Origin of the sequence: Shimia sp. FJ5 (genome assembly GCF_032918335.1) — a bacterium.
GTDB classification, from domain to species: Bacteria; Pseudomonadota; Alphaproteobacteria; order Rhodobacterales; family Rhodobacteraceae; genus Shimia; species Shimia aestuarii_A.
Genome location: NZ_JAWJUV010000001.1, coordinates 372,748 through 396,828 on the forward strand (window position 1 = coordinate 372,748; position 24,081 = coordinate 396,828).

General features: G+C 59.3%; 24 protein-coding genes. 8 read left to right on the plus strand and 16 right to left on the minus strand.

The window, feature by feature from the left end; genetic code table 11:
• The first annotated feature begins 2 nt into the window (after positions 1-2).
• A complete protein-coding gene (locus tag R1W01_RS01970) occupies positions 3-1,025 on the plus strand; it encodes an Ldh family oxidoreductase (RefSeq protein WP_297757394.1) in 1,023 nt (340 codons plus the stop codon).
• Here R1W01_RS01970 and R1W01_RS01975 read toward each other — a convergent pair.
• From R1W01_RS01975 to R1W01_RS01985, 3 genes are all read right to left on the minus strand, one after another.
• On the minus strand, positions 1,022-1,411 hold the full coding sequence (locus R1W01_RS01975) for a response regulator (protein ID WP_243614157.1): 390 nt from the start codon (positions 1,409-1,411) through the stop codon (positions 1,022-1,024). The two genes, R1W01_RS01970 and R1W01_RS01975, sit on opposite strands and share 4 nt — an antisense overlap.
• 76 nt (positions 1,412-1,487) lie before the next feature.
• Positions 1,488-3,071, minus strand: a complete 1,584-nt coding sequence (locus R1W01_RS01980; RefSeq protein ID WP_243614158.1) for a PAS domain-containing sensor histidine kinase — start codon at positions 3,069-3,071, stop codon at positions 1,488-1,490.
• Between the two features lie 166 nt (positions 3,072-3,237).
• Positions 3,238-5,967: a PAS-domain containing protein gene (locus R1W01_RS01985; RefSeq protein WP_297757399.1), complete on the minus strand. Its 2,730-nt coding sequence runs from the start codon at positions 5,965-5,967 to the stop codon at positions 3,238-3,240.
• Between the two features lie 407 nt (positions 5,968-6,374).
• Between R1W01_RS01985 and R1W01_RS01990 the strand changes: the two genes are divergently transcribed.
• Together R1W01_RS01990 and R1W01_RS01995 are read left to right on the plus strand one after the other, a co-directional pair.
• On the plus strand, positions 6,375-7,325 hold the full coding sequence (locus R1W01_RS01990; RefSeq protein ID WP_243614160.1) for a response regulator: 951 nt from the start codon (positions 6,375-6,377) through the stop codon (positions 7,323-7,325).
• A gap of 42 nt (positions 7,326-7,367) precedes the next feature.
• Positions 7,368-7,742 (plus strand): Hpt domain-containing protein, encoded by a 375-nt coding sequence (locus tag R1W01_RS01995; protein WP_243614161.1) that lies wholly within the window; start codon positions 7,368-7,370, stop codon positions 7,740-7,742.
• 25 nt (positions 7,743-7,767) lie between these two features.
• On the opposite strand, the gene nqrM is transcribed toward R1W01_RS01995, so the two are convergent.
• The 3 genes from nqrM to R1W01_RS02010 are packed head-to-tail and all read right to left on the minus strand — an operon-like array spanning position 7,768 to position 9,250.
• On the minus strand, positions 7,768-8,007 hold the full coding sequence (nqrM, locus tag R1W01_RS02000) for a (Na+)-NQR maturation NqrM (protein WP_243614162.1): 240 nt from the start codon (positions 8,005-8,007) through the stop codon (positions 7,768-7,770).
• Between the two features lie 10 nt (positions 8,008-8,017).
• Positions 8,018-9,043, minus strand: coding sequence for an FAD:protein FMN transferase (locus tag R1W01_RS02005; RefSeq protein ID WP_297757404.1), 1,026 nt, complete (start codon positions 9,041-9,043; stop codon positions 8,018-8,020).
• A gap of 3 nt (positions 9,044-9,046) precedes the next feature.
• Positions 9,047-9,250, minus strand: coding sequence for a hypothetical protein (locus R1W01_RS02010; RefSeq protein WP_297757407.1), 204 nt, complete (start codon positions 9,248-9,250; stop codon positions 9,047-9,049).
• A gap of 91 nt (positions 9,251-9,341) precedes the next feature.
• Here R1W01_RS02010 and R1W01_RS02015 point away from each other — a divergent pair, with 91 nt between their 5' ends.
• Entirely contained in the window at positions 9,342-9,866 is a 525-nt protein-coding gene (locus tag R1W01_RS02015) for a CBS domain-containing protein (protein WP_243614165.1), read from the plus strand.
• A gap of 58 nt (positions 9,867-9,924) precedes the next feature.
• Here R1W01_RS02015 and nqrF read toward each other — a convergent pair whose 3' ends face one another.
• Genes nqrF through R1W01_RS02045 form a run of 6 tightly spaced genes read right to left on the minus strand, consistent with a single transcriptional unit; the run spans position 9,925 to position 15,778 of the window.
• Positions 9,925-11,148 (minus strand): NADH:ubiquinone reductase (Na(+)-transporting) subunit F, encoded by a 1,224-nt coding sequence (gene nqrF / locus R1W01_RS02020; protein ID WP_243614166.1) that lies wholly within the window; start codon positions 11,146-11,148, stop codon positions 9,925-9,927.
• 14 nt (positions 11,149-11,162) lie between these two features.
• A complete protein-coding gene (gene nqrE / locus R1W01_RS02025; protein ID WP_243614167.1) occupies positions 11,163-11,771 on the minus strand; it encodes an NADH:ubiquinone reductase (Na(+)-transporting) subunit E in 609 nt (202 codons plus the stop codon).
• Positions 11,771-12,424, minus strand: a complete 654-nt coding sequence (locus tag R1W01_RS02030; RefSeq protein ID WP_297757411.1) for an NADH:ubiquinone reductase (Na(+)-transporting) subunit D — start codon at positions 12,422-12,424, stop codon at positions 11,771-11,773. The genes nqrE and R1W01_RS02030 overlap by 1 nt, the downstream gene beginning before the upstream one ends.
• Entirely contained in the window at positions 12,424-13,239 is an 816-nt protein-coding gene (locus R1W01_RS02035) for a Na(+)-translocating NADH-quinone reductase subunit C (protein WP_297757413.1), read from the minus strand. The genes R1W01_RS02030 and R1W01_RS02035 overlap by 1 nt, the downstream gene beginning before the upstream one ends.
• Positions 13,232-14,440: an NADH:ubiquinone reductase (Na(+)-transporting) subunit B gene (locus tag R1W01_RS02040; protein WP_297757415.1), complete on the minus strand. Its 1,209-nt coding sequence runs from the start codon at positions 14,438-14,440 to the stop codon at positions 13,232-13,234. The genes R1W01_RS02035 and R1W01_RS02040 overlap by 8 nt, the downstream gene beginning before the upstream one ends.
• Before the next feature lie 3 nt (positions 14,441-14,443).
• Positions 14,444-15,778: a Na(+)-translocating NADH-quinone reductase subunit A gene (locus R1W01_RS02045; RefSeq protein WP_243614171.1), complete on the minus strand. Its 1,335-nt coding sequence runs from the start codon at positions 15,776-15,778 to the stop codon at positions 14,444-14,446.
• Between the two features lie 600 nt (positions 15,779-16,378).
• On the opposite strand from R1W01_RS02045, the gene R1W01_RS02050 reads away from it, so the two are divergent.
• The 3 genes from R1W01_RS02050 to R1W01_RS02060 all read left to right on the plus strand — a co-directional run bounded on the left by R1W01_RS02050 (position 16,379) and on the right by R1W01_RS02060 (position 19,905).
• Complete coding sequence (locus R1W01_RS02050) at positions 16,379-17,698, plus strand: FAD/NAD(P)-binding oxidoreductase (RefSeq protein WP_297757418.1); 1,320 nt, start codon at positions 16,379-16,381, stop codon at positions 17,696-17,698.
• Between the two features lie 12 nt (positions 17,699-17,710).
• Entirely contained in the window at positions 17,711-18,070 is a 360-nt protein-coding gene (locus R1W01_RS02055) for a DUF5368 domain-containing protein (protein WP_243614173.1), read from the plus strand.
• Positions 18,071-18,177: 107 nt separating this feature from the next.
• Positions 18,178-19,905, plus strand: a complete 1,728-nt coding sequence (locus tag R1W01_RS02060; protein ID WP_297757421.1) for an aldehyde dehydrogenase family protein — start codon at positions 18,178-18,180, stop codon at positions 19,903-19,905.
• 118 nt (positions 19,906-20,023) lie between these two features.
• Here the strand turns inward: R1W01_RS02060 and R1W01_RS02065 are convergent, their stop codons facing one another.
• The 3 genes from R1W01_RS02065 to R1W01_RS02075 all read right to left on the minus strand — a co-directional run bounded on the left by R1W01_RS02065 (position 20,024) and on the right by R1W01_RS02075 (position 22,119).
• Positions 20,024-20,905: an MBL fold metallo-hydrolase gene (locus R1W01_RS02065; protein ID WP_297757424.1), complete on the minus strand. Its 882-nt coding sequence runs from the start codon at positions 20,903-20,905 to the stop codon at positions 20,024-20,026.
• 65 nt (positions 20,906-20,970) lie between these two features.
• On the minus strand, positions 20,971-21,414 hold the full coding sequence (locus tag R1W01_RS02070) for a Dps family protein (protein ID WP_297757427.1): 444 nt from the start codon (positions 21,412-21,414) through the stop codon (positions 20,971-20,973).
• 60 nt (positions 21,415-21,474) lie between these two features.
• Positions 21,475-22,119, minus strand: coding sequence for a peroxiredoxin (locus tag R1W01_RS02075; protein ID WP_317275021.1), 645 nt, complete (start codon positions 22,117-22,119; stop codon positions 21,475-21,477).
• A gap of 103 nt (positions 22,120-22,222) precedes the next feature.
• On the opposite strand from R1W01_RS02075, the gene R1W01_RS02080 reads away from it, so the two are divergent.
• The gene (locus tag R1W01_RS02080) at positions 22,223-23,122 is read left to right on the plus strand and encodes a hydrogen peroxide-inducible genes activator (protein WP_297757432.1); all 900 of its coding nucleotides are present in this window, start codon (positions 22,223-22,225) and stop codon (positions 23,120-23,122) included.
• 8 nt (positions 23,123-23,130) lie between these two features.
• On the opposite strand, the gene R1W01_RS02085 is transcribed toward R1W01_RS02080, so the two are convergent.
• A complete protein-coding gene (locus R1W01_RS02085; protein ID WP_243614179.1) occupies positions 23,131-23,946 on the minus strand; it encodes an IclR family transcriptional regulator in 816 nt (271 codons plus the stop codon).
• Between the last annotated feature and the right edge of the window lie 135 nt (positions 23,947-24,081).

Here is a 24,081-nt window from a genome sequence, read left to right on the forward strand (position 1 = left end):
CCATGACCAACACGCAAATACTGACCCTCGCCGAGATCGAGGATCTCGCCTTGCGCGCCCTCGTTGCCGCAGGCACATCCGAAGCCAATGCCCGCCCCCTCGCCATCGCGACCGCGGCCACCGAAGCGGATGGCGTTGCAAGCCATGGTCTGGCGTATGTCCCGATCTACTGTGAACATGTCCTATGTGGAAAGGTAGACGGTCAGGCCATGCCGCAGGTGTCCGTGCCGCGCCCCGGAGTCGTGGTGGTCGATGCTGCAACGGGCTTTGCGCACCCTGCGATCGACGCCGGATTTGAACGCCTCATGCCCCTCGCGAAAGAGCAAGGTATCGCGGCGCTCGCCATTCGAAACAGCTATAACTGCGGCGTGCTGGGCTATCATACTTATCGTCTTGCACAGGCGGGGTTGCTCGGACTTGGATTCACCAATGCACCGGCTTCTATCGCGCCGTCGGGAGGGGCCAAGCCCGTGGTCGGGACCAACCCGTTCTCAATCGCGGCGCCCGGTCCAAACGGTGCCCCGACGATCCTGATCGATCAATCGGCAAGCACCATTGCCAAGTCCGAAGTCATGAAGCACGCCCGCGAAGGCAAACCGATCCCGGAAGGCTGGGCGCTTGCGCCGGACGGAACCCCGACAACCGACCCCGAGATCGGCCTCAAAGGCTCCATGGCGCCGTCCGGAGGCTACAAAGGCGTCGGCATTGCGCTACTGACGGAATTGATGGCAGCCGCAATGACGGGAGCCACTCTTGGTATCAACGCGTCGCCTTTCTCAGGAACGATGGGTGGTCCGCCCAAGACCGGACAGTTCTTTGTCGCGGTCGATCCCGGCGTGACCTCCGGTGGCGCTTTTGGGGATCGCCTTGCAGCCCTCGCCGCTGCGATCCATGCGCAAGAGGGAGCGCATTTGCCAGGGGATGGGCGCCGTGCCAAACGTGCTTGCGCGGCCTCGGAAGGAGTCGCGGTCAGCGTGGCTACATTGTCAAGGATCAACGCCCTGCTGGCGGCACCCCGCGCCTAGGCCGCCTTCGCGTCGCGGTAAATCGCCTTGACCTGATCGGCGAGGGTCATCGGGTCGAATGGCTTGATCAAGACATCAATTGCGCCAAGATCGCGCAGCTTGGCAAGATCTGCATTCGACGCCTTGGCCGTCATGAATACGATGGGAATATCCTTAAGACTGTCGATCTCGCGGATGTGTTGGTAGGTCTCTTCGCCGTCCATATTCGGCATCATCACGTCGAGCAGGACAAGGTCGGGATTGACGTCGGCAATATGGCTGAGCGCCTCTTCTCCCGACGGGTATTGTTCGACTTCAAGACCACCGACAAGCGCAAGAGACATGCGCACGATCTCGCGGATGTCGGGTTCGTCGTCAATATGCACAACGCGTTTGAGATCAGGCATCTGGCTTCATTCTGCTAGGGGAAGGTTTGTATCAACGCTAACCTTTGAACTGTATGCTGTCCAGCATGTTCAACCCTTAGGCACCGATCCGGTTGCCGACTGCTCCCGGCTTCATCGCTTCGGGATCGACTTCGAGAAGTGGCAGGGAAATACGGAAACAGGTGCCCACGTTCTCTGCCGTGTCAAAGTCGATGGTGCCACCAAGGCGGTCTACCTGCGATTTGACAATCGAGAGCCCAAGCCCAGAGCCATGTACGTTGCTGCGCACCTGTTGGTCTGTCTTGACGAACCGGCTGAACAACTGGGGTTGCAGGTCTTTCGGAACCCCCATGCCATGGTCGCGCACAAAGAGCACCACGCGACGCCCCTTCCGCTCGGCCCAGACATCGACCGTGCTGTCTTCGGGAGAGAACTTCGCTGCGTTTGACATCAGGTTTGCAAGGATCTGTTCGAGCATCCGCTCGCTGCCATTGATCCAGACCTCCTCGGTCCCGACCGGATCGCGGTAGGTGATCCCGAGCTCCGTGCCGTAGCCCTGGTTGGACGCAATCGCCGCCGCAACGGCCTCGGCCATGTTGATCGGCACGAGCACTTCGTGGCGGGCCTCATGCTCGGCCTTCTCGGCCTCAAGGATTTGCGCAATGAGATCGAGCATCCGGTCACTGTTGCGCAGGGCAATCCCAACAAGGTTCTTAGCCTCTGAAGGCATCGGTCCCATAGCGCAGGAATCCAATAGCCCCATCGCACCTTTGATGCTCGTCAGCGGGGTGCGCAATTCATGGGTGATGATTGAAATCAGGCGATTGCGCTCGCGCTCAAGCTCGACGTTGCGGGTGACTTCGCGGAACATCGTGAGGATACGCGGCGCATCGCTTGTGACGACAACGCGGTAGGAATGCGCCTCGTAGATCTCGCCGCTGATCGCGTTTTCCATGCGTGCGGTCCATTTGCCTTGCGTCGCCGTGTTCTGACAGGTTTCGACCATGGCGTCGCGATCGGAGACATAGCGCGTGTCCCAAAGGGTCTTACCCTCAATCTCGTTCGCGTCCCAGCCCTGCTCGGCAAGGGCAAAGGCGTTCATGTAGAAAATCTTGAAATTCTTCGGATCATAAAGCACGACCGCATCCGTCATCTTGTCAAAGGCGGCTGTGACAAGTTTTTGGTTTTCCTTGATTTTCTGGCGAGAGATGTCGATGCGCAAGGACAGGTTCTTGACGTGCTTCTTGTCGTCATCCATGAGCGGCACAACAGTGTTCTGGGTCATCGCGCGACTTCCGTCCGCGCGCAGGAGCTGGGTTTCTCCAGACCACATGCGCCCGGTTTTGGTCTGCGCACGAATGGCGTCCGAGATGTGCTTCTCCTCGTCCGGGTAAAGCTCGTGAATCGATGTCCCGATAAGCTCGTCTCGCGAGTATCCGAATGCCCCGAGGAATTTCGAGTTCACTTCGAGGATTTCGCCATCGGTGTCGGTCACACTGACCAATCCGTGCTCGAACAGAGCCTTCTTCTGAAACGCGAGTTCAAGCTCCTTGTCGCGGAGTTTCTGTTCCTGCAGGCCTGTAATCTTGTTCTTGCGCGCAAAGGCAATACCGCTGAGGACGATAATGATCCCGACCAGCAGCGCGTTCAGCGCTAGAGATATGTTCCACAAATCAAACATTTCATATCTTTCTTGCTCTCCCTGCCGACAAGAAAATGAATGTCGGCACGCGATCCCCGGTTCTTCCAGGTGTCATCGCATTGCGGGATACACTGACAGGGAATTCGGGCTGAAATGTGAACAGGGGAGGGCGGTTCGGGGGTCTGTTTGTACCGGATTTGCGGCCCTATGCGGCGACGTCCTCCTCCCAAAGGGGGATCGTGAAGGTGATTGTTGTGCCGTCGTTTGAGGTGCTGACAACGTTGATTTCGCCACCGTGGAGGGCGACAATGTCTTTGGAAATGGCAAGGCCTAGACCCGCTCCGCCTTCGTTGCGTGTGCTCGAGGCATCGGCTTGGGTAAAACGGTCAAAAATATCCTCAAGCGCGTTTTTGGGGATGCCGATCCCGGTATCAAGGACCGAGATTTGCATCATGCTGTCCTTGATATCCGAACGCACGGTGATGCTGCCTTTGTCGGTAAACTTGATCGCATTGCTGATGAGGTTGATGAGCACTTGGCGCAGGCGGGTCTCGTCGCATTTCAGAGTCGCGTTTTCGATCTCGGCCACGAGCTTGATATCCTTGCCCTTCGCAAGAGACTGCATCTGCGAAATGGTCGACTCCACAACCGGCTGAAGATCGACAGGTGCAATGTCGATATGCAAACTGTTGGCCTCAATCCGGGATAGATCGAGCACGTCCCCGATCAGCGCCTGAAGCTGCTTGCCTGCGGACTCGATCTTGCCCGCCATGGTGCTCACTTCGTCGACCATCGCCGTATAGCCATCTTCCAGCGCCGTTTCGCCGGTTGCCTGCACCACTTCCCGCAAAGCTCGCGTCGCCGGAAGCGCTTCCGGATTGCGCAGGAAGGCATTGAACCCAAGCACGACCGTCATCGGCGTCCGCAACTCATGGCTGACCATATTGAGGAACTGGGTCTTGGCCTCATCGGCCCGCTTCGCCTTTTGAAGCGCGACATAGAACTCCGTCACGTTGGCGGCGGTGCCGATATAGCCTGTAAACACACCGGCTTCGTCGAAGACAGGTTTGCCGCTGGTGCGGAACCACGTCTCCTGTGCCTCATTGAGGTTGCTGCGGTAGACAACATTATGGAAAGGCTCGTGCGCTTGCATTTGATGCAGGTGCTCTTCGTAGTTCATATACGCGCCTTCATGCATGATCTCGGCGCGTGTGTGTCCGATGACGTTCTCCCGCGGAGTCCCCGTCGCCTTTTCGAAACCGGGCGAGAGGTAGGTGATCCGCATTTCGGCATCTTGCTCCCAGAACCATTCCGTCGCGATATCGGCGACATCGGCGAAACGGGCCTCAGCCGTGTCGCGTTCCTTGATCGCCGCGCGCAAACGGTCGTTGGTGCGCTCGAGCCAACGTTCCTGGGCCATAAGGTCCGAGATATCGACTCCGAAGCACACCACACCGCCTTCTTGGGTGCGGTGGCTGAAGATCTTGTAGAAACGGTCATTGCCAAGGTGCAGGTCGAATTGCGATCCCTTGCGGCGCAGTTGCACGAGGAGAGCCTCGATCCGCGCTTCACGCTCATCGCGTGATGCATGCGGAAGCTCAAGGAACACAAGCCGCTCGAGCAATTTGCGGATCGGCGTGCCGGTCTTGAGACGCGCTCGGGCATCCGGCAGGAACTGCATTGCGCGGGCGTTGACGATTTCAAGCTCGCCCTCCGCGTCGAACAAAAGAAATGCCGCCGGAACGGTATCAATCGCGTCGCGCAGCCGGGTTTCCGCGATTTCGGCACGCTTACGGCTCTCGACCTGCTCCGTAATGTCGACCCGAATGCCAACGCGCCCGCCGTCCGGCGTTTCCATCTCGCGCACGCGGAGCCATTTGCCACTACCAAGTTGTTGCTCGAGCGTGAAATCGGCCTGACGGTGCGCATCGAGCCGCTCCTCAAGCCACTCCTCCTCGCGCCCGATCGCTTCCTTATACTGGCCGTTCGTGAGCCCGTACTGAAGGATTTCGCGGAACGTGACGCCGGGTTTGATCGCGGGGGCGCTGTCCTTGTAGATTTCGCGATACCGCTCGTTGCAGATCACGAGCCGATCCGAGGAATCATAGAGCACGAACCCATCCCCCAGCACATCAATTGCCGCGCGGAGCTGTTCGGCCTTGATCGACGCTTCCTGACGCAACCAGAAGAGCATGTTCGTCGTGGCCAACGCGGCGGTCGCGAGCAGGAGGAAGATAATCACGGTCTTTGCGCTAAGAGTTCCGCTTGTCCATCCGTCCTTGGGCCGCACGACAAGCGTCCAACGCCCGTCCGGAACGTCGATCGTCCGGCGAATGCCGTCTGTTTCAAACAGGCGCTGATCCCCGAGGATCGGCGTGCCATCCTCCGTCTTGCGCATGGCGACGACAAGAGGTGCGGGAATGGCGTCGCGCTCAAGATCGGCCAGAAGGGCTTCGGCCGAGAACACGATGGAAATAAGGCCCCAGGGGTGTGCGTTCTCAGCGGAATCTAGGATCACAGGCACCCGAAGGATGAATCCCGGATACCCCTGCAAGAGCGGCACAGGCCCCTGAAGGATATTCCGGTTCTCACGTAAGGCGGCTTCGGCGAGCCTGCGCTGCGCGGGAATATCGTCGAGCTTGCGACCGATGACATGGGCATTCTCGTCGAAGGGATGGACATATTCGACAGTGTAGTCGCGGATCGTCGCGACATTCACCAGCGCATCATGGCCTTTGACGATCTCCTTTGCGAAGCGCGTAAAACTCTCTTGCGTGAGATCGGGGTCAAGCGTGATCGCCCCTTTGAAGGCGCTGCCAACCAAAAGCGCATTGGTCACTGCGTTGGAGACGTTCTCTGCATATTCGGCAATCGCGGCATGCGCGGTAAGCTGTTCTTGCTCGCGCTGGTCGCTCGTGTCGATCCGGGTCTTCATCCAAAGGAACGCTGCAATCAGACAGAGCAAGACAACATTTGTCGCGACTACCGTGAGTTTTCCCGCAGGTCGCAGTGTCTTTTTATTCGTCATAAATCACAACCATAGGAGGATGAAAGCCCGCTCGCATATATCGTAGACGGAAACAAAGCAACGTGTGAAGGCGAAAATCCTAAATACCTTCCGGCGTGTCACAGTTGCCATAGAAAAACCGGACGTTTGATCGATTTACCTATATAAAGTCGTTTAATTATAATGGTTTGCGGAATTTTCGGAAAAGATGTCGCGTCGTAAGGAATTTTTAACTTCGCCTGATTTTCGCCCTAATTCGCCTTTAGGCTGAACCACATAGGCAGAAAACCGAAATCGGTTGACCGAATAAGACCGTATGGCTGGAGAGTAGATACATGAAGATTTTGGCCGTTGACGATGAGCCCCTAATCCTGCGGCTTTTGGAGACGACTCTGAAAGGGCTCGGCTACTCCGAAAATACGTTTGCCGAGTCCGGCGCCGAAGCTCTGAAGTGCCTCAATGCAGCACCGGAGCCTTTCGACTGCATTCTCCTCGACATTCGCATGCCCAACCTGTCGGGTATCGACCTCCTCAAGCAAATTCGCCAGCTTCCGTCTTACCGGTCGACGCCGGTGATCATGCTGACGGCGCTCTCGGAGAAGTCTTATATTGACGAGTCCTTTGCCAACGGGGCGACGGACTACCTCACGAAACCGCTTGATGCGACAGAGCTTCTGGCGCGGTTGCGTGTGGCGCGTCTTCTCTGTGAGGCCAATACCAACCAACAGCCGAGCGTTGGCGCCCTGCCGGCGCGCGAGGGCGAGAAGTTTGATTTCAGCGATGCGATCCAAATCGAAGATGTGCCGCGCGTGGTGAATTCTCTGGCGATGGAGAACTACCTGCTGCAGCTTGGACGTCTCGGGATGTTCAAGCTCGGGACCATCGGCTTTCAGATCCGCAATGCGAATGGTCTCTACGCACACGAAGGCTGCGATGAGTTCCGCGAAATACTCACGGATGTCGCTGACTGCATCTTCGAGGCGACCCGCGCGGTCAATCCGGTGATTTCCTACCTCGGAAGCGGTTGCTTCATTGCGATCGTGCCCCGCAGCCCCAATTTCTCGAGCGAAGACCTCGAAGACCTCATCACCACCCATCTCGTCAACTACCGTACCGAAGAAGGGTTCGATGCAGAGGACGAAGTCCGGGTTCTTGTCGGCGAACAGATCAATGGTAGCCTTTTCGGGTCGAGCCCGCTTAAGATCATTGATCAGGCACTGGAGTCCGTTCAGAAGCGCCATGCCTTCGTGCCGAGCCGCGTGTCGACACGTCTTATGGCCATCTAACCAAGCGTGTAGTCACAAGTACCAAGTATAAAGAGACCAGCAATGACGATGGCAATGACCAAAGAACTCTATGATGCTCTCAAGGACATCCGTGAGAGCTTTCTCAACGATCTCGTGAACCAGATCGGTCAGATGGAAGAGTTCTGCAAATACCTCGATGATCCCGACTATGCGCTACCGGCGATTGTCGGGTTGCAGGGCATTGTGCACAAGATCAGTGGCATCGCTGGCAGCGTCGGCTTTCCGAAACTCGGAGAAGAAGCTGGTCGGCTCGATATCGCGTTTGGTGAGATCGTGCAGGAACCCTATGACGCCGCCTCGATCGACGCCGTGCGTGGGCAGCTTGAGTCGTTCCTCTACCGTCTTGAGGATGCATTCGAAGAAAAGCTCGTGCCGACAGAAGACGGGCGGTTCTGAGAAGAGCCCCGCATCCGTTGACGGATCACTCCGCCATCATCTGCTCAACAATCTGGCGCTGGCGCTTGCACTGAAGCTTGTCGCGCAGAGGGCTATCGGGGTCGATATCCTTCTTGCAGACCACGCACTTGTCCGTGCCTTCAATGGCATTGAGACCGCCGCAGCTTCCCTTGATCGTCCGGCCTTTGGCAATGACGCCAATGCTCATGCCGACGACAATGATCAACAAGAAAAAGAATGCTAGGAAAAAGGTGCTGAGGGCCATTGCGGTGCCTTTAGTCTGTCTTGGTCAACGCGGTAAAGGCGCTGCTCTCGTCTAGGATATAGGACTGTCCGTCCGCCTGTCTATCGCGGGAAATGAAGAAGACTGCAACCCCGTGCCGTTCTGCAACGGCAAGACCCCGCTGGCGCCCAAGGACAAGCATCGCCGTCGCCCAAGCATCTGCCATCATGGCATTTTCCGCCAAGACGGTCGCTGAGGTCGTGGCGTGGGTGACGGGACGGCCTGTGGTCGGGTCAAGCAGATGTGAATAGCGCCGCCCATCACGCTCAAAGAAATTGCGATAGTCGCCAGAGCTCGCCATCCCGAGCCCGCTTAGCGCGATGATGCGCTGTACGTTGTTCTGGCTGCCCGGCTCCGGTGTTTCAATTCCAATCCGCCACGGCTGTCCCTTGTCGTTCTGCCCGCGCGTGACAAGATCGCCGCCGATTTCGACCATGTAGTTCTCGATCCCGGCGTCGTGAAGCATCGCGGCCACCGCGTCGATCCCGTAGCCCTTGGCAATCGCCGCAACGTTGACCTCGACCTCTGGCATCTCCTTGGCAAGGCTGGGGAATTCCGGGTCGAGGCGGAGGAGCCGGGACTGACCAACGCGCGTCAACGCTTTGGCAATCTCGGCCTCTGACGGCACCGGGTCTTCCGCCTGCCGCGCCCCAAACCCCCAAAGTTCGATCAGCGGCCCAAGGGTCACGTCAAACATACCCTCGCTTTGCGTATGTACCTGCGCTGCGCCTTGTATGACATGCGCCAATTCAGGCGAAACCGGCTGTGGAGAGGTGTCCTGCGATGCGGAGAAACGGGAGATCTCTGACTCCGGATTCCAGTTCGACATCTTGGAGTCCACGTCGGCCAGCACGGTCTCGAGCTGCACCCCAAGCGCCACCTCATCAAGATCTTCGCCAATGGCGATGATGTGGTATTGCGTGCCCATCGTCTGCCCCGAAAGGCGCAACACCTCGCGCTCTCCGCCCGGCAGGCAGGCCGCAAGCGGCAGCAGGAGAAGAACCAGAAGCCGCCGCATCGCTCAGCCCTTTAACGGCACAAAGGCCAGCACGAGCAACCCGAAGAACGCCACGAGTCCAAAGAGCCAAGCACGGGTCTTCCAGCCCGAATCCGTCTCGCGCTCTTTCCAAGCCTTGCGGAACCGATGCCCAGCCAACACCACAATCACTACGAGGATCGTGCCCGAAAGCGGTGTCAGGTGCAGAGAGGCAAGGAAAGCTGGCAAGGGTAGGGGCCTCGCATGTTGAAAGTCAAGACTGGCACCATATCGGCGCCGGGGTACAATGGAGGTCTAGCGGAGGAAAGGAACTAGACTCATGGCACCAAGCTCTTATCAGCCCCCCATGCGCGGCGACAAGGCCGATAGCACGACCTATAGCCAAACCAGTGGCTCCAACCTTGCCCATTCCCTGACCACCGTTTCCAAGGTTCTCGAGGCCAAGGGGGGCGATGTGGTCTCTGTGCGCCCGAACGATACCATTGGCACCGTGGTCGAGGTGCTGCGCGACAAGCGGATCGGCGCGGTGCTCGTCACAGACCAGAATGGTGGCCTTGTCGGCATCCTCTCCGAGCGGGATATCGTGCGCCGCATGGCCGACACGCCGGGGCAGACCCTGCCGCAATCCGTCAGTGACCTGATGACGTCCGATGTGCAGACCTGCCGCCCGGACGAAGCCTTGACCGATATCCTCAAACGCATGAGCGAAGGCCGCTTCCGCCACCTTCCCGTGATCGACGAGAGCGGCCTCTGCGGCATGATCACCATCGGTGACGTGGTGAACTTCCGCCTCAACGAATTGGAATACGAGGCACTTAAGATGAAACAGATGATTGTCGGCTGATCCGGCAATCAAGGTTACGAAATGAAAAGGGCGGGGAAATCCCCGCCCTTGTTTTTTGTTAGCCGCCGAAATCGTCGAGCATGATGTCTTCCCGGTCCACGCCCAAATCAAGGAGCATGTTGATGACCGATTGGTTCATGATCGGCGGGCCGCACATGTAGAATTCGCAGTCTTCCGGCGCCGGGTGGTTCTTGAGGTATTCCTCGAAAAGAACATTGTGGATGAAGCCGGTATAGCCTTTCCAGTCATCCTCCGGCAGCGCATCCGAAAGCGCCACGTGCCATTCGAAGTTGTCGAACTCCTCGGCGAGTTGGTCAAAGTCCTCGACAAAGAACATCTCGCGCTTGGAGCGGGCGCCATACCAGAAGGTGATCTTGCGATCCCGGTTCTCAAGACGCTTGAGCTGGTCGAAGATGTGGCTGCGCATCGGCGCCATACCCGCACCACCGCCGATAAAGACCATTTCCTTTTGCGTATCGCGGGCAAAGAACTCGCCGAACGGGCCGGAAATCGTGACCTTGTCACCGGGTTTGAGGTTGAAGATGTAGGACGACATCTGCCCCGGAGGAATCCCGGTCGAGCCCGGCGGCGGCGAGGCCACGCGGACGTTGAGCATGATAAGCCCTTTTTCTTCCGGGTAGTTCGCCATGGAATAGGCGCGCTCGATCGGTTCGCTTACCGTCGACTCATATTGCCAGAGATTGAACTTGTCCCAGTCCGGGCGATACTCTTCCTCAACGTCGAAATCCTTGTAGGAGAGCTTGTGCGCCGGCGCTTCGATCTGAATATAGCCACCGGCCCGGAAGTTGACGTTTTCGCCTTCCGGCAGTTCGAGAACAAGGTTCTTGATGAAAGTCGCGACGTTTTCATTGGAGCGCACGGTGCACTCCCATTTCTTGACGCCAAAGACCTCTTCGGGAACTTCGATATCCATGTCCTGCTTGACCGCGACCTGACAGGACAGGCGGTCGCCACAGGACGCCTCGCGCTTGGTGATGTGGCTTTCCTCGGTCGGCAGGATCGACCCGCCTCCCGAATGCACTTTGACTCGGCACTGGGCACAGGTGCCGCCGCCGCCACAGGCCGAGGGGACGAACATCTTTTCCGCCGCGAGCGTTTGCAGAAGCTTGCCACCGGCGGGAACCGAGATGGTCTTTTCGCCATTGATGGTGATGTTGACATTACCAGACGAGACCAGACGCGAGCGCGCGGCGAGGATGATCGTCACCAGCGCCAGAACGATCAGCGTAAATAGGGCAACGCCGAGAGTGAAGGTTTCCATCGTTCAACGCCCCCTTAAAGTTTCACGCCAGAGAAGGACATGAAGGCCATCGCCATCAGTCCCGCAGTGATGAAGGTGATGCCAAGGCCCTGAAGCCCGTCCGGCACGTCCGAATATTTGAGCTTCTCGCGCACGCCTGCCATGGCCACGATGGCCAACGCCCAACCAAAGCCGGAAGAGACACCATAAGTCGCTGCTTCGGCAAAGTTGTAGTCGCGCTCCACCATGAAGAGCGAGCCACCGAGGATTGCGCAGTTCACCGTGATGAGCGGCAGGAAGATCCCCAGCGCGTTGTAGAGCGGTGGGAAATACTTATCGAGTGTCATCTCAAGGATCTGCACCATCGCCGCGATCACCCCGATATAGGAGATCAGACCGAGGAAGGTCAGGTCTACATCCGGGAACCCGGCCCAGGCAAGCGCACCGGGTTTCAGGAGGTAGGTGAGAAGCAGGTTGTTGGTCGGCACCGTGATGGCCTGCACGACCATGACCGAGATACCAAGGCCAAGCGCGGTCGAAATCTTCTTGGAGACGGCGATGAAGGTACACATCCCGAGGAAGAAGCTAAGCGCGAGGTTTTCTACAAAGACGGCCTTAACGGCCAGCGAAATGAGCCCTTCCATCAGTGCCCCTCCACCGTCTGAATTTTGAATTCACGCTCTTCGACCTGTTTGGGTTTCCACGTGCGGAAGCCCCAGATAAGAAGACCGATCACGAAGAACGCCGAAGGCGGCAGAAGAAGCATACCGTTGGGCACGTACCAGCCGCCATTGTTCACCGTCTGAAGGATGGTCACGCCAAAAAGGCTGCCCGACCCGAACAGCTCGCGGATGACACCGACAAGCATCAGGATAAGGCCATAGCCAAGCCCGTTGCCGATCCCGTCAAGGAACGCCGCGCCCGGCGGGTTCGACATCGCAAAGGCCTCGGCGCGGCCCATCACGATACAGTTGGTGATGATAAGACCGACAAAGACCGAAAGCGTCTTGGAGATCTCAAACGCATAGGCCTTGAGGATCTGGTCCACGAGGATCACGAGCGAGGCGATGATGACCATCTGCACGATGATCCGGATCGAGCTCGGGATCTGGCTACGCAGGATCGAGATGAAGAGCGACGAGAAGGCGGTCACAAAGGTCACCGCAAGCGCCATCACAAAGGCGACCTTGAGCGAGGACGTCACAGCCAGCGCCGAACAGATCCCCAGAACCTGAAGCGTGATCGGGTTGTTGTCGACCAGCGGGTCGACGAGAAGTTCTTTGCGTTTCTGGGCCATCAGAGCTCTCCCGCTTTGAGTTTCTCGAGGAACGGGGCGTATCCCTGATCGCCCATCCAGAAGTTCACGAGGTTATCGACACCGACCGAAGTCAGGGTCGCACCGGCCAGCGCATCGATATGGTGCTCGGGACCGGCGGGCCCTTGTGCCTTGGCGACCGAGATTTGCAGCTCGCCGCTCTCGTCAAAGAGCTTCTTGCCGTTCCAGAGCGCCTTCCATTTCGGATTGTCCACCTCGGCACCAAGACCGGGGGTCTCGCCGTGCTGGTAGAATTGCAGGCCGAAGATATCGTTGCCGTTCTCCTCGATGGCGATAAAGCCATAGAGCGTCGACCACAGGCCATAGCCCCGGATCGGCAGGATCACCTTATCGAGCGCGCCGCTCTCATCCTTGAGAAGATAGATGGTGCGGAATTTCGACTGGCGGCCAATCGCGGCCGGGTCATTCTCGAGCGCGATGCTCAGCTCGGGGTCATCCACCGCGGCGGCATCATCGAAAGTCGCCGCGTCGAACTGGTCCGAGAAGTCGCCAGAGGCCAGCTCGAGCACTTTCGGCTCAAAGTCGGCAAAGGCAGCGGCGACATCCATCCCCGGCTCATAGACGCCCGCAACCTGCAACACGTTGAGTTGCTTGTCGCGTAGCTTGTTGGCCTCCTGCACCGGGCGCAGGCTCACGGCGGCGACCGAGACGATCATCGAGGCGACGAGACAGATCGCGACGGCGACGAAGATGGTCTTGCCGACAGAATCCGGCGATGCGGCTAGAAAGCGGCCAATCGGCCCCTTCGGCGTATCAGGCGTTTGCGTATCAGACATGGCGACGCGCCCTCCGTTTGATGTTGGCCTGCACGACAAAATAGTCGATCAGCGGCGCAAAGACGTTGCCGAACAGGATCGCGAGCATCATGCCTTCCGGGAAGGCCGGGTTGATGACCCGGATCAGGACGACCATGACCCCGATCAGCGCGCCATAGATGAAGCGGCCCATGTTGGTGTGGCTGGCCGAGACCGGCTCGGTGACCATAAAGGCAAGGCCAAAGGCATAGCCGCCGAGGACGAGATGCCAATGCCACGGCATCGCGAACATCGGGTTGCTGTCCGACCCGATGACGTTGAGCAGGGCCGAGAAGGCGATCATCCCACCAAGGCAGCCCACGATCAGACGCCAGTTGGCGATCTTGGTGATGAGCAGGAAGGCAAGGCCGATGGCACAGGCCAGTGTCGAGGTTTCCCCGAACGAGCCCTGGATCGTGCCATAGAAGGCATCCATCCATGTGATCCCTTCCGCTGCCAGCGCGCCCACACCGTCGCGCGCCGTCACGCCAAGCGCGGTCGCGCCCGAGAACCCGTCCACCGGGGTCCAGACCGAGTCGCCCGACATGTTGGCGGGGTAGGCGAAATAGAGGAACGCCCGGCCCACAAGCGCGGGGTTGAGAAAGTTCTTGCCCGTGCCGCCAAAGACTTCCTTGCCGATCACGACACCAAAGGAAATCCCGAGCGCCACCTGCCAGAGCGGCGCAGAGGCCGGCATGATGAGCGTGTAGAGCATCGAGGTGACAAGAAAGCCCTCGTTGACCTCATGCCCGCGCACCGTCGCGAAAAGCACTTCCCAGATACCGCCCACGACCAGCGTCGTGATGTAGATCGGCAGGAAGTAGAGCAGCCCATGCGCGAAATTCGCAAGCGGGTTGCCTGCGTCGAGCGAGATGCCGAGGAATTGCAGGATGGCGATCCGCCAGCCCGAGGCCGAGCCTTCGCCAAGCGCGGCAATGGCGCTGTTGGCCTGAAGGCCGGTGTTGAACATGCCCCAGAGGATACAGGGAATGGTCGCGATCACGACATAGGTCATGATCCGTTTCATATCCACGTAAGAACGGGCGTGCGGGGCGACCGTGGTCACGCTCTTTGGCGTATAGACCAGCGATTCCACCATTTCGTAGAGCGGGAAATACTTCTCGTATTTGCCCCCCTTTTCGAAATGCGGCTCGATCCGCTCAAAGAAGCTGCGCAATCCCATGGCTCAGCCCTCCTTTTCGATCTTGGTCAGGCTGTCGCGAAGCGCGAGCCCGTATTCATACTTGGCCGGGCAGGCAAAGCCCACGAGCCCGAGGTCTTCCTCATCGAGCTCCATCGCGCCAAGTGCCTGCGCCGTGTCGGTGTCCATGACGAGAAGCGCCCGAAGGAGCTGCGTCGGCAGGAAGTCCTGCGGCATGAGCGTCTCGAACGTGCCGGTCGGCACCATCGCGCGGCGCCCGCCATTGAGGTTCGACGTCAGCGGGAAGAGCCGCTTGGAAAACGCCGAGGCCAGAACCGGCTGCACTGCGTATTTCTTGCCCATCGGACGGATCCAGCCCAGCGGGTGCTTGTCTTTGTCCTCACGGATGAGCGTGACCTGACGCGCGAAACGACCAAGATAGGCAAACGGCCCCTCTGCTTGGTCGCCCGAAAGGATAGAGCCGGAAATGACGCGCGGTGTATCGGTGCCGATCTCTCCGCGGGTGAGTTCCTCGGTCGAAGCGCCCATGACGGTGCGCACAAGGCGCGGGTTGGTCGCTTCTGGGCCGCAAAGCGCGACAACGCGCGACGGATCAAGGTGCCCGGTGAGCATCAGGCGGCCAATCGCGATCACGTCCTGATACCCGATGGTCCAGACCATGCTGTTGGCCGTCACCGGGTGCAGGAAATGAATGTGCGTCCCCGCAAGGCCCGCCGGATGCGGCCCTTCGAAGGCGGCCAGTTCGACACCTGGGACCGCGGTCAGCTCCGCGCCCGGCGCCTGACAGACATAGGTCGTGCCCTCGGTCAGCTTGGCAACGGCGGCAAGGCCTGCGTCAAAAGCATCTTTGGCCTCGTTGATGATGACGGCGGCGTCCGCTGCAAGCGGCTCGCTATCCATCGCGGTGACAAAGATCGCCTGCGGCGCGGTGCCGGGAACCGGGAGCTTGGAATAGGGGCGGGTGCGGAAACTGGTCCAGAGACCTGCGGCACAGAGCTTCTCGGTGATGCCCTCTGCGCTGTCGGCATTGCCAACACCGCTGAAATCCACGCCGGTATCGTCCGCATCGCTGATTTCGATCACAACGCTTTGCAACACGCGCCGCGCACCGCGGTTAATCTCGACCACTTTGCCACTCATCGGCGCCACGATCTGAGCGTCTTCCGCGTCTTTATGTACGAAGAGGGGATCACCCCGGCGCACGGTGTCGCCTTCGTTCACGTTCATCCGGGGCTTGAGACCGTTGATGTCTCTGCCGAGAACCGCCACCCGCGTGATCGCGGGGCCGGTGTGAATGGTCTGGTCCGGAGCACCCGTGACGGGCAGGTCCAGACCCCGTTTCAATTTGAATTGCCGCATATCCTGAGTTTTCTCTTTAGCCTCTTCGACCCTATAGCTGACGCCAATGTATCGCATATCGGACATCCGGGCCACGTAGGCGCGGCGGTCCGGGGGATGCGGAAATGGCCGCGAGAGCGCAAGCGGGATGCCGTTGCGAGTCAGGGGGTGGCATAGACAAGTTGACACCCATTGGCTACCGTCAAAGCGCAAAAAAACACCTGTTTGGCCGAGTTTGAGCGCTAACAACGCATCATCTTCAAGGTTCTGAATTTATTACGGCATTTTTTGTGCAGACTGGATTCGTCACGTAATTTTCTTGCGCCTGTGGTTCACTGGAAGCGGTGGCCATGGTTGAGGCGGGTCTTGGGTGTTGCGCCTTGGTGCTGCAGCGCGGCATCGAGGCGCTGCCCTGTGCCAATTTGTCAACATGTTAAGTCTTCCATTTTATACAAATAGTGATTATTGAATGTATGTTATCCGGTCAGCCGTCCTGCGGAGGAGGCGACCGACCTTGGAAAAGGCCGTAAACACCCAGACGGCCTGAAAGGTACGGCGTGTGCGCTCAGGCACATGCCTCCCTAAACTGGGGGACTTTTGGATTGTTCTCGAGAGGACCACATGACCAAGGAAACGCAATTCACACCAACGCGCCGGGGCTTTCTTGGGCTTGCTGCGGGCGCGGGCGTGCTCGCCGCCGCCGGGGCCGGGCAGAAGGCCGAGGCGCAGATCGCCACGACGGCCCATATCGTCATTCTCGGCGCAGGAGCGGCCGGGGCGGCGCTCGCAAATCGGCTTGTGGGCCGCCTCGACGGCGCCCGCATCACCATTGTTGATGGCCGCAAGGAGCACTGGTATCAGCCCGGTTTCTCGCTGATTGCTGCGGGTTTGAAACCGGCGAGCTACTCTGTGTCGCAAACCACGGACTGGCTACCGCGCGGTGTCGAACTCAAGACCGAGATGGCCGCCAATATCGACCCGGAAGCCAAGACCGTCGCCCTCGGCAATGGCGAGGTGCTGCGCTACGACTATCTCATTGTCGCGACTGGCCTCGTGCTCGACTACGAGTCCATCGAAGGCTTCGAGATGGACATGATCGGCAAGGACGGTGTCGGCTCTCTCTACGCTGGTCCTGATTATGCTGCGAAGACATGGGCCGCAGCGGGCAAATTCGCCGAAGAAGGCGGTGTCGGCCTCTTCACCCGCCCCAACACTGAAATGAAATGCGCCGGTGCGCCGATCAAGCACACCTTTCTGATCGATGATATCGCGCGCCGCAACGGTGCACGCGGCAAAGCCGAGATCACCTATTTCGCCAATAACGCGTCACTCTTCGGTGTGCCTATCGTGTCAGAGAAGATCCGCATGGTCTTTGGCGATCGCGGCATCAACCACGCCTATAACCACGTCGTCCAATCCATAGACGCAGGCGCCAAACGCGTGACTTTTGCGACCCTGGACGGCCCTGTGGAGCGGGACTATGACTATGTCCATATCATCCCGCCGCAACGCGCCCCGGATGTGGTGCGCAACTCGGGCCTTGCCTGGGCCGATAAATGGGCGGATCAGGGCTGGGTCGATGTCGACAAGCACTCTCTGCGTCACAACCGCTATCCCGATATTTTTGCCGTCGGCGATGTGGCGGGCGTGCCCAAGGGCAAAACCGCGGCCTCGGTCAAATGGCAGGTGCCGGTTGTCGAAGAGCATCTCGTCGCCGACATCGCGGGCACATCCTCGACCGCCTCCTACAATGGCTACACCTCTTGCCCGCTGATTACGCGGATCGGGCGCGCCATGCTGATCGAGTTCGACTACAACAACGATCTGACCCCCTCCTTCCCAGGCGTCATCGCGCCGCTGGAAGAGCTGTGGATCAGCTGGCTGATGAAAGAGGTGGCGCTCAAGGCCACCTACAACGCCATGCTGCGTGGCCGGGCATAAGGAGACAGAACCATGAAAGATCTCACCTTCGGCACTCTGATCGCCGTCTTCGAAGAAATCTTTGGCCGTGGCCTGTTCTGGGTCATGGTCGGGGCCGCCGTGATCATCACGCTGGCCTATCTCTACGTGCTGATCCGCGACCGCTCCGTGAGTTGGCACAAATTCCTCTGGGCACAGCTTTCGATGCCCTTTGGCGCAATTGCTGCCGTGCTCTTCGTGCAGGCGATGACCCATTCCTCCTTTGCCGACATTGGTGGGCCGGTGGATGTCATTGTGCTCCTCGGCGTCGCGGTTGCCGGCGCGGTCGGCGCGGCCATCCTCGTCTACACGGTGGAGTCGCTTCTTTGGCCCAAGAAAGCGACCGACGCCTGATCTCAAGCCCGTCTCTGCGCCCTTCCGTCACGGCAGGGCGCAGAGCCTTGGACAATCTACTCTGAAAGAGGTTTCCTGTGGCTGTCCCCGCACCTCAGGAGCCCAAGATGACCGCTCAACCGCTCCCCAAAAAGACACGCGTTGCGCTGGATGCGGCGCTTGCAGAGCTCGACCGCGCCAAGACCGACTGGGCGCAATGCTCGATATCTGACCGCCTGCGCCTCCTGCGGGCGGTGAAAGACGGTGTCATGAGTGTCGCCGCTGATTGGGCCGAAACTTCGGCGCGCGAAAAGGGTCTCGATCCCGAAACGCCAATTGCGGGCGAGGATTGGATCATAGGCCCCTATGCCACCATGGAAGGCCTTAACGCCTATATCCGAACCCTGCGCGACATGCCGGGCAAGGGCTTTTTCTCTCGCCTGACGATGCGCGGCCTTCCGAACGGACAAACGGCGGTGCAGGTCATGCCGACCTCCGCCCGCGACAAACTGCTCCTGCCGGGGGTGCGTGCCGAGGTCTGGATGCGCCCCGGAGAGACGCCCGACACCATCCGCGCCAAAGCTGCCCGCCTCTACGAGACGCCTGAAACGGAACGCGAGGGGGCCGTGGCCCTCGTTCTTGGCGCTGGCAACGTCTCCTCGATCACACCGCTCGATGTGCTCTACAAGCTTCTCGTGGAAAATCAGGTCGTCATCCTCAAGATGAACCCGGTCAACGACGACCTGACCCCGTTCTTCGAGACCGCGATGAAACCCCTGATCGACAAAGGCGCTCTGCGGATCGTCCGGGGCGGGGCGGACGTCGGACGCTACCTCTGCGATCACCCCTTGGTCGAGGAGTTGCACATCACTGGCTCTGACAAGACCCACGATGCGATTGTCTGGGGCATGGGCGAGGAGGGCGCGAAGAACCGCGCCGCCGGCACACCGAAAAACACCAAACGCTTTTCTTCCGAGCTTGGCTGCGTCAGCCCGACCCTCGTCGTGCCGGGGCCGTGGTCCGCCGCCGATGTCGCCTATCAGGCCGAGAGCATCGCCTCGATGAAGCTCCATAATTCGGGACATAACTGCATTGCGTGCCAGACCCTCGTAATGCCGGAAGGCTGGGACAAGGGCGCGGCATTGCTCGACGCGGTCAAATCTGTCCTCGCGACCTCGCGCCGCCCGGCATGGTATCCCGGCACGGAGGACAGGATCGCGCAATATGCCGCCCATCTCGACACTGTCGAAAAGGTCGAGCGAGGTAGCAATGCACCACCGGTGGTCCTCGGGACGCTCGGCGATGACGATCACAACCACCGCGCCGAGGTCTTCGGCCCCGCGCTTGGGATCAAGGAACTGCCTGCGCCGGATACTGAAACCTATCTTCGCGCGGCGATCGCCTATGCCAATGACGAACTCTGGGGCACGCTCGGGGCGAATATCCTGATCCACCCCACCACGCTGCGCCAGATCGGTCAGCGGAGGTTCGAAGATATCATCGCCGAGCTCCGCTACGGGACCATCGCCATCAACGGCTGGTGCGGCTTCGGCTTCTTCATCGCGACCGCCCCGTGGGGCGCTTTCCCCGGCCATACGCCGGAGGACATCCAATCCGGCACGGGCGTCGTCCACAATGCCTTCATGCTCGAAGAGACCGAGCGCACCGTGGTCCGTATGCCGTGGGCGCCGTTCCCGCGCGGCTTTTTCAGTCGCGAGCTTAGCCTCATGCCGCGCCCACCTTTCTTCATCACCAACAAGAACCAGCGCCGCATCGGCAAGGCCCTGACCCGGTTTCAACACCGCCCGAGCCTCCGTGATTTGCCGAAACTGCTGCGTGAGGTCATGCGCGGCTAGATCGGGAGGGCCGATTTCCGCACCACCGCAATACCGACGTAATACCGACGTGATACAGACCCCTGTTTTCTGGCAAAAAGAAAGGGCCGGCTGCCCCACACAACCGGCCCTCCCTGCCTCAACAATCGTTCCGTGAGTGGAAGTAGTTGAGTGGCAGCTTCAGATAAGATTGCCCGTTGTCTTCCGGTTCCGGCACACGCCCGCCGCGAATGTTGACCTGCAACGCCGCAAGCATCAGTTTTGGCAAAGGCAGCGTTGCATCCCGCGCGTCTCGCACCGCACGGTAGGCCGCCTCTGACGGGGCCTCACAGAAGTGGATATTCGCCGCTTTATGCTCTGCCACGGTTGCCTCGCACGCCGCCGCCCGCCCTTTCGGTGCGTAGTCGTGGCCAACGAAAATTCGGGTTTCCTCAGGTAGCGCGAGAATGGCCTGAATGCTGCTATAGAGCGCCTTGGAATCTCCGCCCGGAAAGTCCGCCCGGCTCGATCCGCTATCGGGCATCATCAGCGTGTCATGCACGAAGGCCGCATCCCCCGCGACATAGGTGATCGAGGCCAGCGTGTGGCCCGGTGAAAACATGACCGTCACCGGCACCTCGCCCACCATGAAGCGCTCGCCGTCCTTGAAAAGGTGATCCCATTGCGTGCCGTTGGTCGGGAAGTCTTTGGGAAGATTGTAAATTTCTTGCCAGAGACTCTGAACACCTGTGACCCGTTCACCGATCCCCGTCGGCGCGCTCAGCTTCTTCTTGAGCCACGGCGCGGCCGAGAAATGGTCGGCATGGGGGTGGGTGTCGAGGATCCAGACGATCTCGATCCCTTCGCTTCTGACATAGGCAAGAAGGCGCTCAGCGTTCGTCGTTGCGGTCGCTCCGGCAAGCGGGTCAAAGTCCAGCACGGGATCGATAATAGCGCCTTTCATGGTGACGGGATCATGGAAGACATATTGCCAGCTTCCGGTCGCCTGATCCCAAAACGGTTTGACGATGGGGGTACTCATGGGGTGTCCTTTCTTATCTTCCAGCGGCAGGCCCGAACGGCGTTGCGGCCGTTCAGGCATGTGTGTCAGCGGCTGCTGGCCTTCATCATCCAGAGCTCTTTCTCATGCCATTCAAGGCGGTCCGTCAGGAGCCCGGCTGAGACCTCGTCTCCGACCTCTCCGGCGGTCTCAATGCCCGCACGAATGCTGTCTGCAATCGCCTCGTGGGCCGAGATCAGTTTGTCGATCATGTCCGCCGCCGATTGCGCGGGCTCCGCCTCAGCCCCGGCCAACGCCATCAACTCCGCCACCGACCCCGGCGCATAAGCGCCCTGAACCCGGATGCGTTCCGCGATCTCGTCAAGTGCGCCCCAGAGGTTGGTGTAGTGCTCTTCGAACAGGGTATGAAGCTGGCGGAACTCCGGTCCTTCCACGTTCCAGTGATAGCCGTGCGTTTGGACGTAAAGGCGGAAGGTTTCGCCAAGAATGGTCTTCAGGCTGTTGATATTGCTTTGAACTTTGGTGGTCATGATCGTGTCTCCGAAAGATGTGGGGAAGGGTGGGTGGCCCGTGGAGGCCACCCAGATGGCTCAGAGTGCGCGGGTCGAGAAATACCAGTCGACCGTGTTATAGCCTTCGTCCGCACGGGCCAGAGCGGCCTCGGGCGTCGCGGGTGTCGGCACGATCACCTCGTCGCCGGGCTTCCAGTTTTCCGGCATCGCGCATTTGTTCTCGTCCGCGGTTTGCAGAGCGACCAGAAGACGGTGGATCTCGTCAACCGAGCGGCCCGCGTTCATCGGGTAGTAGACCATGGCGCGCAGCACGCCCTCAGGGTCGATGATGAAGGTCGCGCGCACGGCGGCGGTATCGGATGCACCGGGCTGGATCATGCCGTAGGCCTGCGCCACCGCCATGTTCAGGTCGGCGATGATCGGGAAATTGATCTCAACGCCGAACTTTTCTTTGATATTCAGCATCCAGGCGATGTGGCTGTAGTGACTGTCAATCGACAGGCCAAGCAACTCGGTGTTACTGGCGTTGAAATCATCCTGCTTCTTGGCGAAAGCGATGAACTCTGTGGTGCAAACCGGGGTGAAGTCGGCCGGATGCGAGAACAGGATGAGCCATTTGCCCTTGTAGTCTTCGAGGGTCTTCTGGCCCGCGGTGGTCGGTGCGTTGAAGGCCGGGGCAGCTTCATTCAGGCGCGGCCCCTGTGCTTGGATAACGTCAGTCATCGGTGTGTCTCCATCTATGTGCGTTTCGATGAAGAAGAGATAGATGCTTGTCGGCGTTTGGTGAAATTGATTAAAAAGATATTAATAATAGAGAAAGGCTATAATGATTACCCTTCGACAACTTCGCTTTCTGGTGGCCGTCGCTGACACGCTTAACTTCTCCCGCGCGGCGGAGTTATGTTTCGTGACTCAACCGACGTTGAGTGCAGGCATTAAGGAGCTTGAGGAACGGCTCGGGGTTGTGCTCGTGGAGCGCACGCGCCGTAGCGTGATGTTGACTCCAGTGGGGGAAGAGATCGTTGGGCGGGGCAGGGCGCTTTTGCTAGGTGCGAAGGATATTGAGCGTATCGCAGAAGCGCACCTCAATGTGGACGAAGGGGATCTACGCATGGGGGCGATCCCGACAATCGGCCCCTACCTGATCCCGTCGGCCCTGCCGGTGCTGCGCAGCCAATTTCCAAAGCTCAACATCTACCTGCGCGAAGAAATGACTGAGAGTTTGATCGAAGGCGTGGTCTCGGGGCGCCTCGACCTGGCGTTGATCGCATTGCCCTTCGATGTTGGAACCTTGGAGGTGCGACCACTATTCGAGGACGGCTATCACCTCGCGGTGCCACGGTCATGGGCCGAAGAGCGCGCGGCCTCGGCGTCGGACGAACTTGAAGGTGGAAAGCTCATGTTGCTGGAAAAGGGGCATTGTCTTCAGCGCCATGCCCTCGCGGCCTTTCCCGATCGCGACCTGCAGCAAGATGAGAGTTTTGCCGCAACCAGCTTGCCCACCCTAATCGCGATGGTGTCGGAAGGGCTTGGTATCACGCTGTTGCCGGATCTTTCGTTGGATGGGGGCGTTGCACGGAATACCGGTGTGGCCTTGTTGCCCCTGCCGGATGCCTGCCCACGAACTGTCGTTCTTGTGTGGCGGTCGTCCTCGGCACGAAAAGCGCTCTTTGAAGAAATCGCCACTATCCTTGCCAAGGCCCGTTCGGACCTAGCCCAGCCTTAGCCGCGTGTTCAAATGGCGCTTTGGCGTAGTGTGGCCACCATTTCAACCAGCATAGGACCAAATGAGTCGAGCATATCTTTCTCGTCAAGATAGGTCGTTGGTCCGCCGAGGTTGAAGGAAAGCAGGGGCGCATTGCTCTGTTTGCTTTGGAACGGCACGGCGACGGCGTTCACGCCGGACTGCCATTCACCGATATTGGCATAGAATCCGCGTGTAGCGATCTCGTCTTCTGCGCGTTTGATCCCGTCGTGAATGGCGGGCCAGAGTGCAGGGTCATAGCGTTTCTGAATCCCTTCAAGGAGTTCTGTCTTCTCCTCTTCAGGCGCCGCCGCAATATAGGCCCGCCCCATGGCTGAGCGGGCAAGGGAAATGCGCGACCCGACATCGAGTTGCAATGAAATGACCGAGCGGGAGCGCGCTGCGGCGATATAGGTCATGGTGTAGTCGACACGACCACCTAGCGCGACCTGCACCCCCTCTCCGCATTCGTTGGCAAGCTCCTGCATGTATCCTTGCGCGGCATCGCGTACGGGCACGCCACTGAGGCAGGCGTAGCCAAGGCTCAGAACCGGAACCCCCATGCGATACCGGCCAGTTTCTTTGTCGTAGAGCAGGTAGCCGGTTTTGAGCAGTGTGTATGTCAGGCGCGAGATCGTGGAGTTCGGCAGGCCAGTTCGATCTGCGATATCTCCATTGCTCAGTCCTACACGATCTTCGGGGCGAAAGGCACGCAGGACTTCAAGACCACGATGCAGAGAGGTGATAAACTGACGGTCGCCCGTGGCCGCATCCGACTCGCCGCTGTCTCCGGTTCTTTTCCGCATGGACGCACTCCTTACATTGTGCACTTCGATTCACCGGCTCGCGTTGTCGGCGCTTCCTAGTGGTTTACGCGTTCCTTCGCCAGCAATTTTCCGCTCTGCGAAAAGGACGTCGCGTCCTTATTTCGCTTTGCGAAA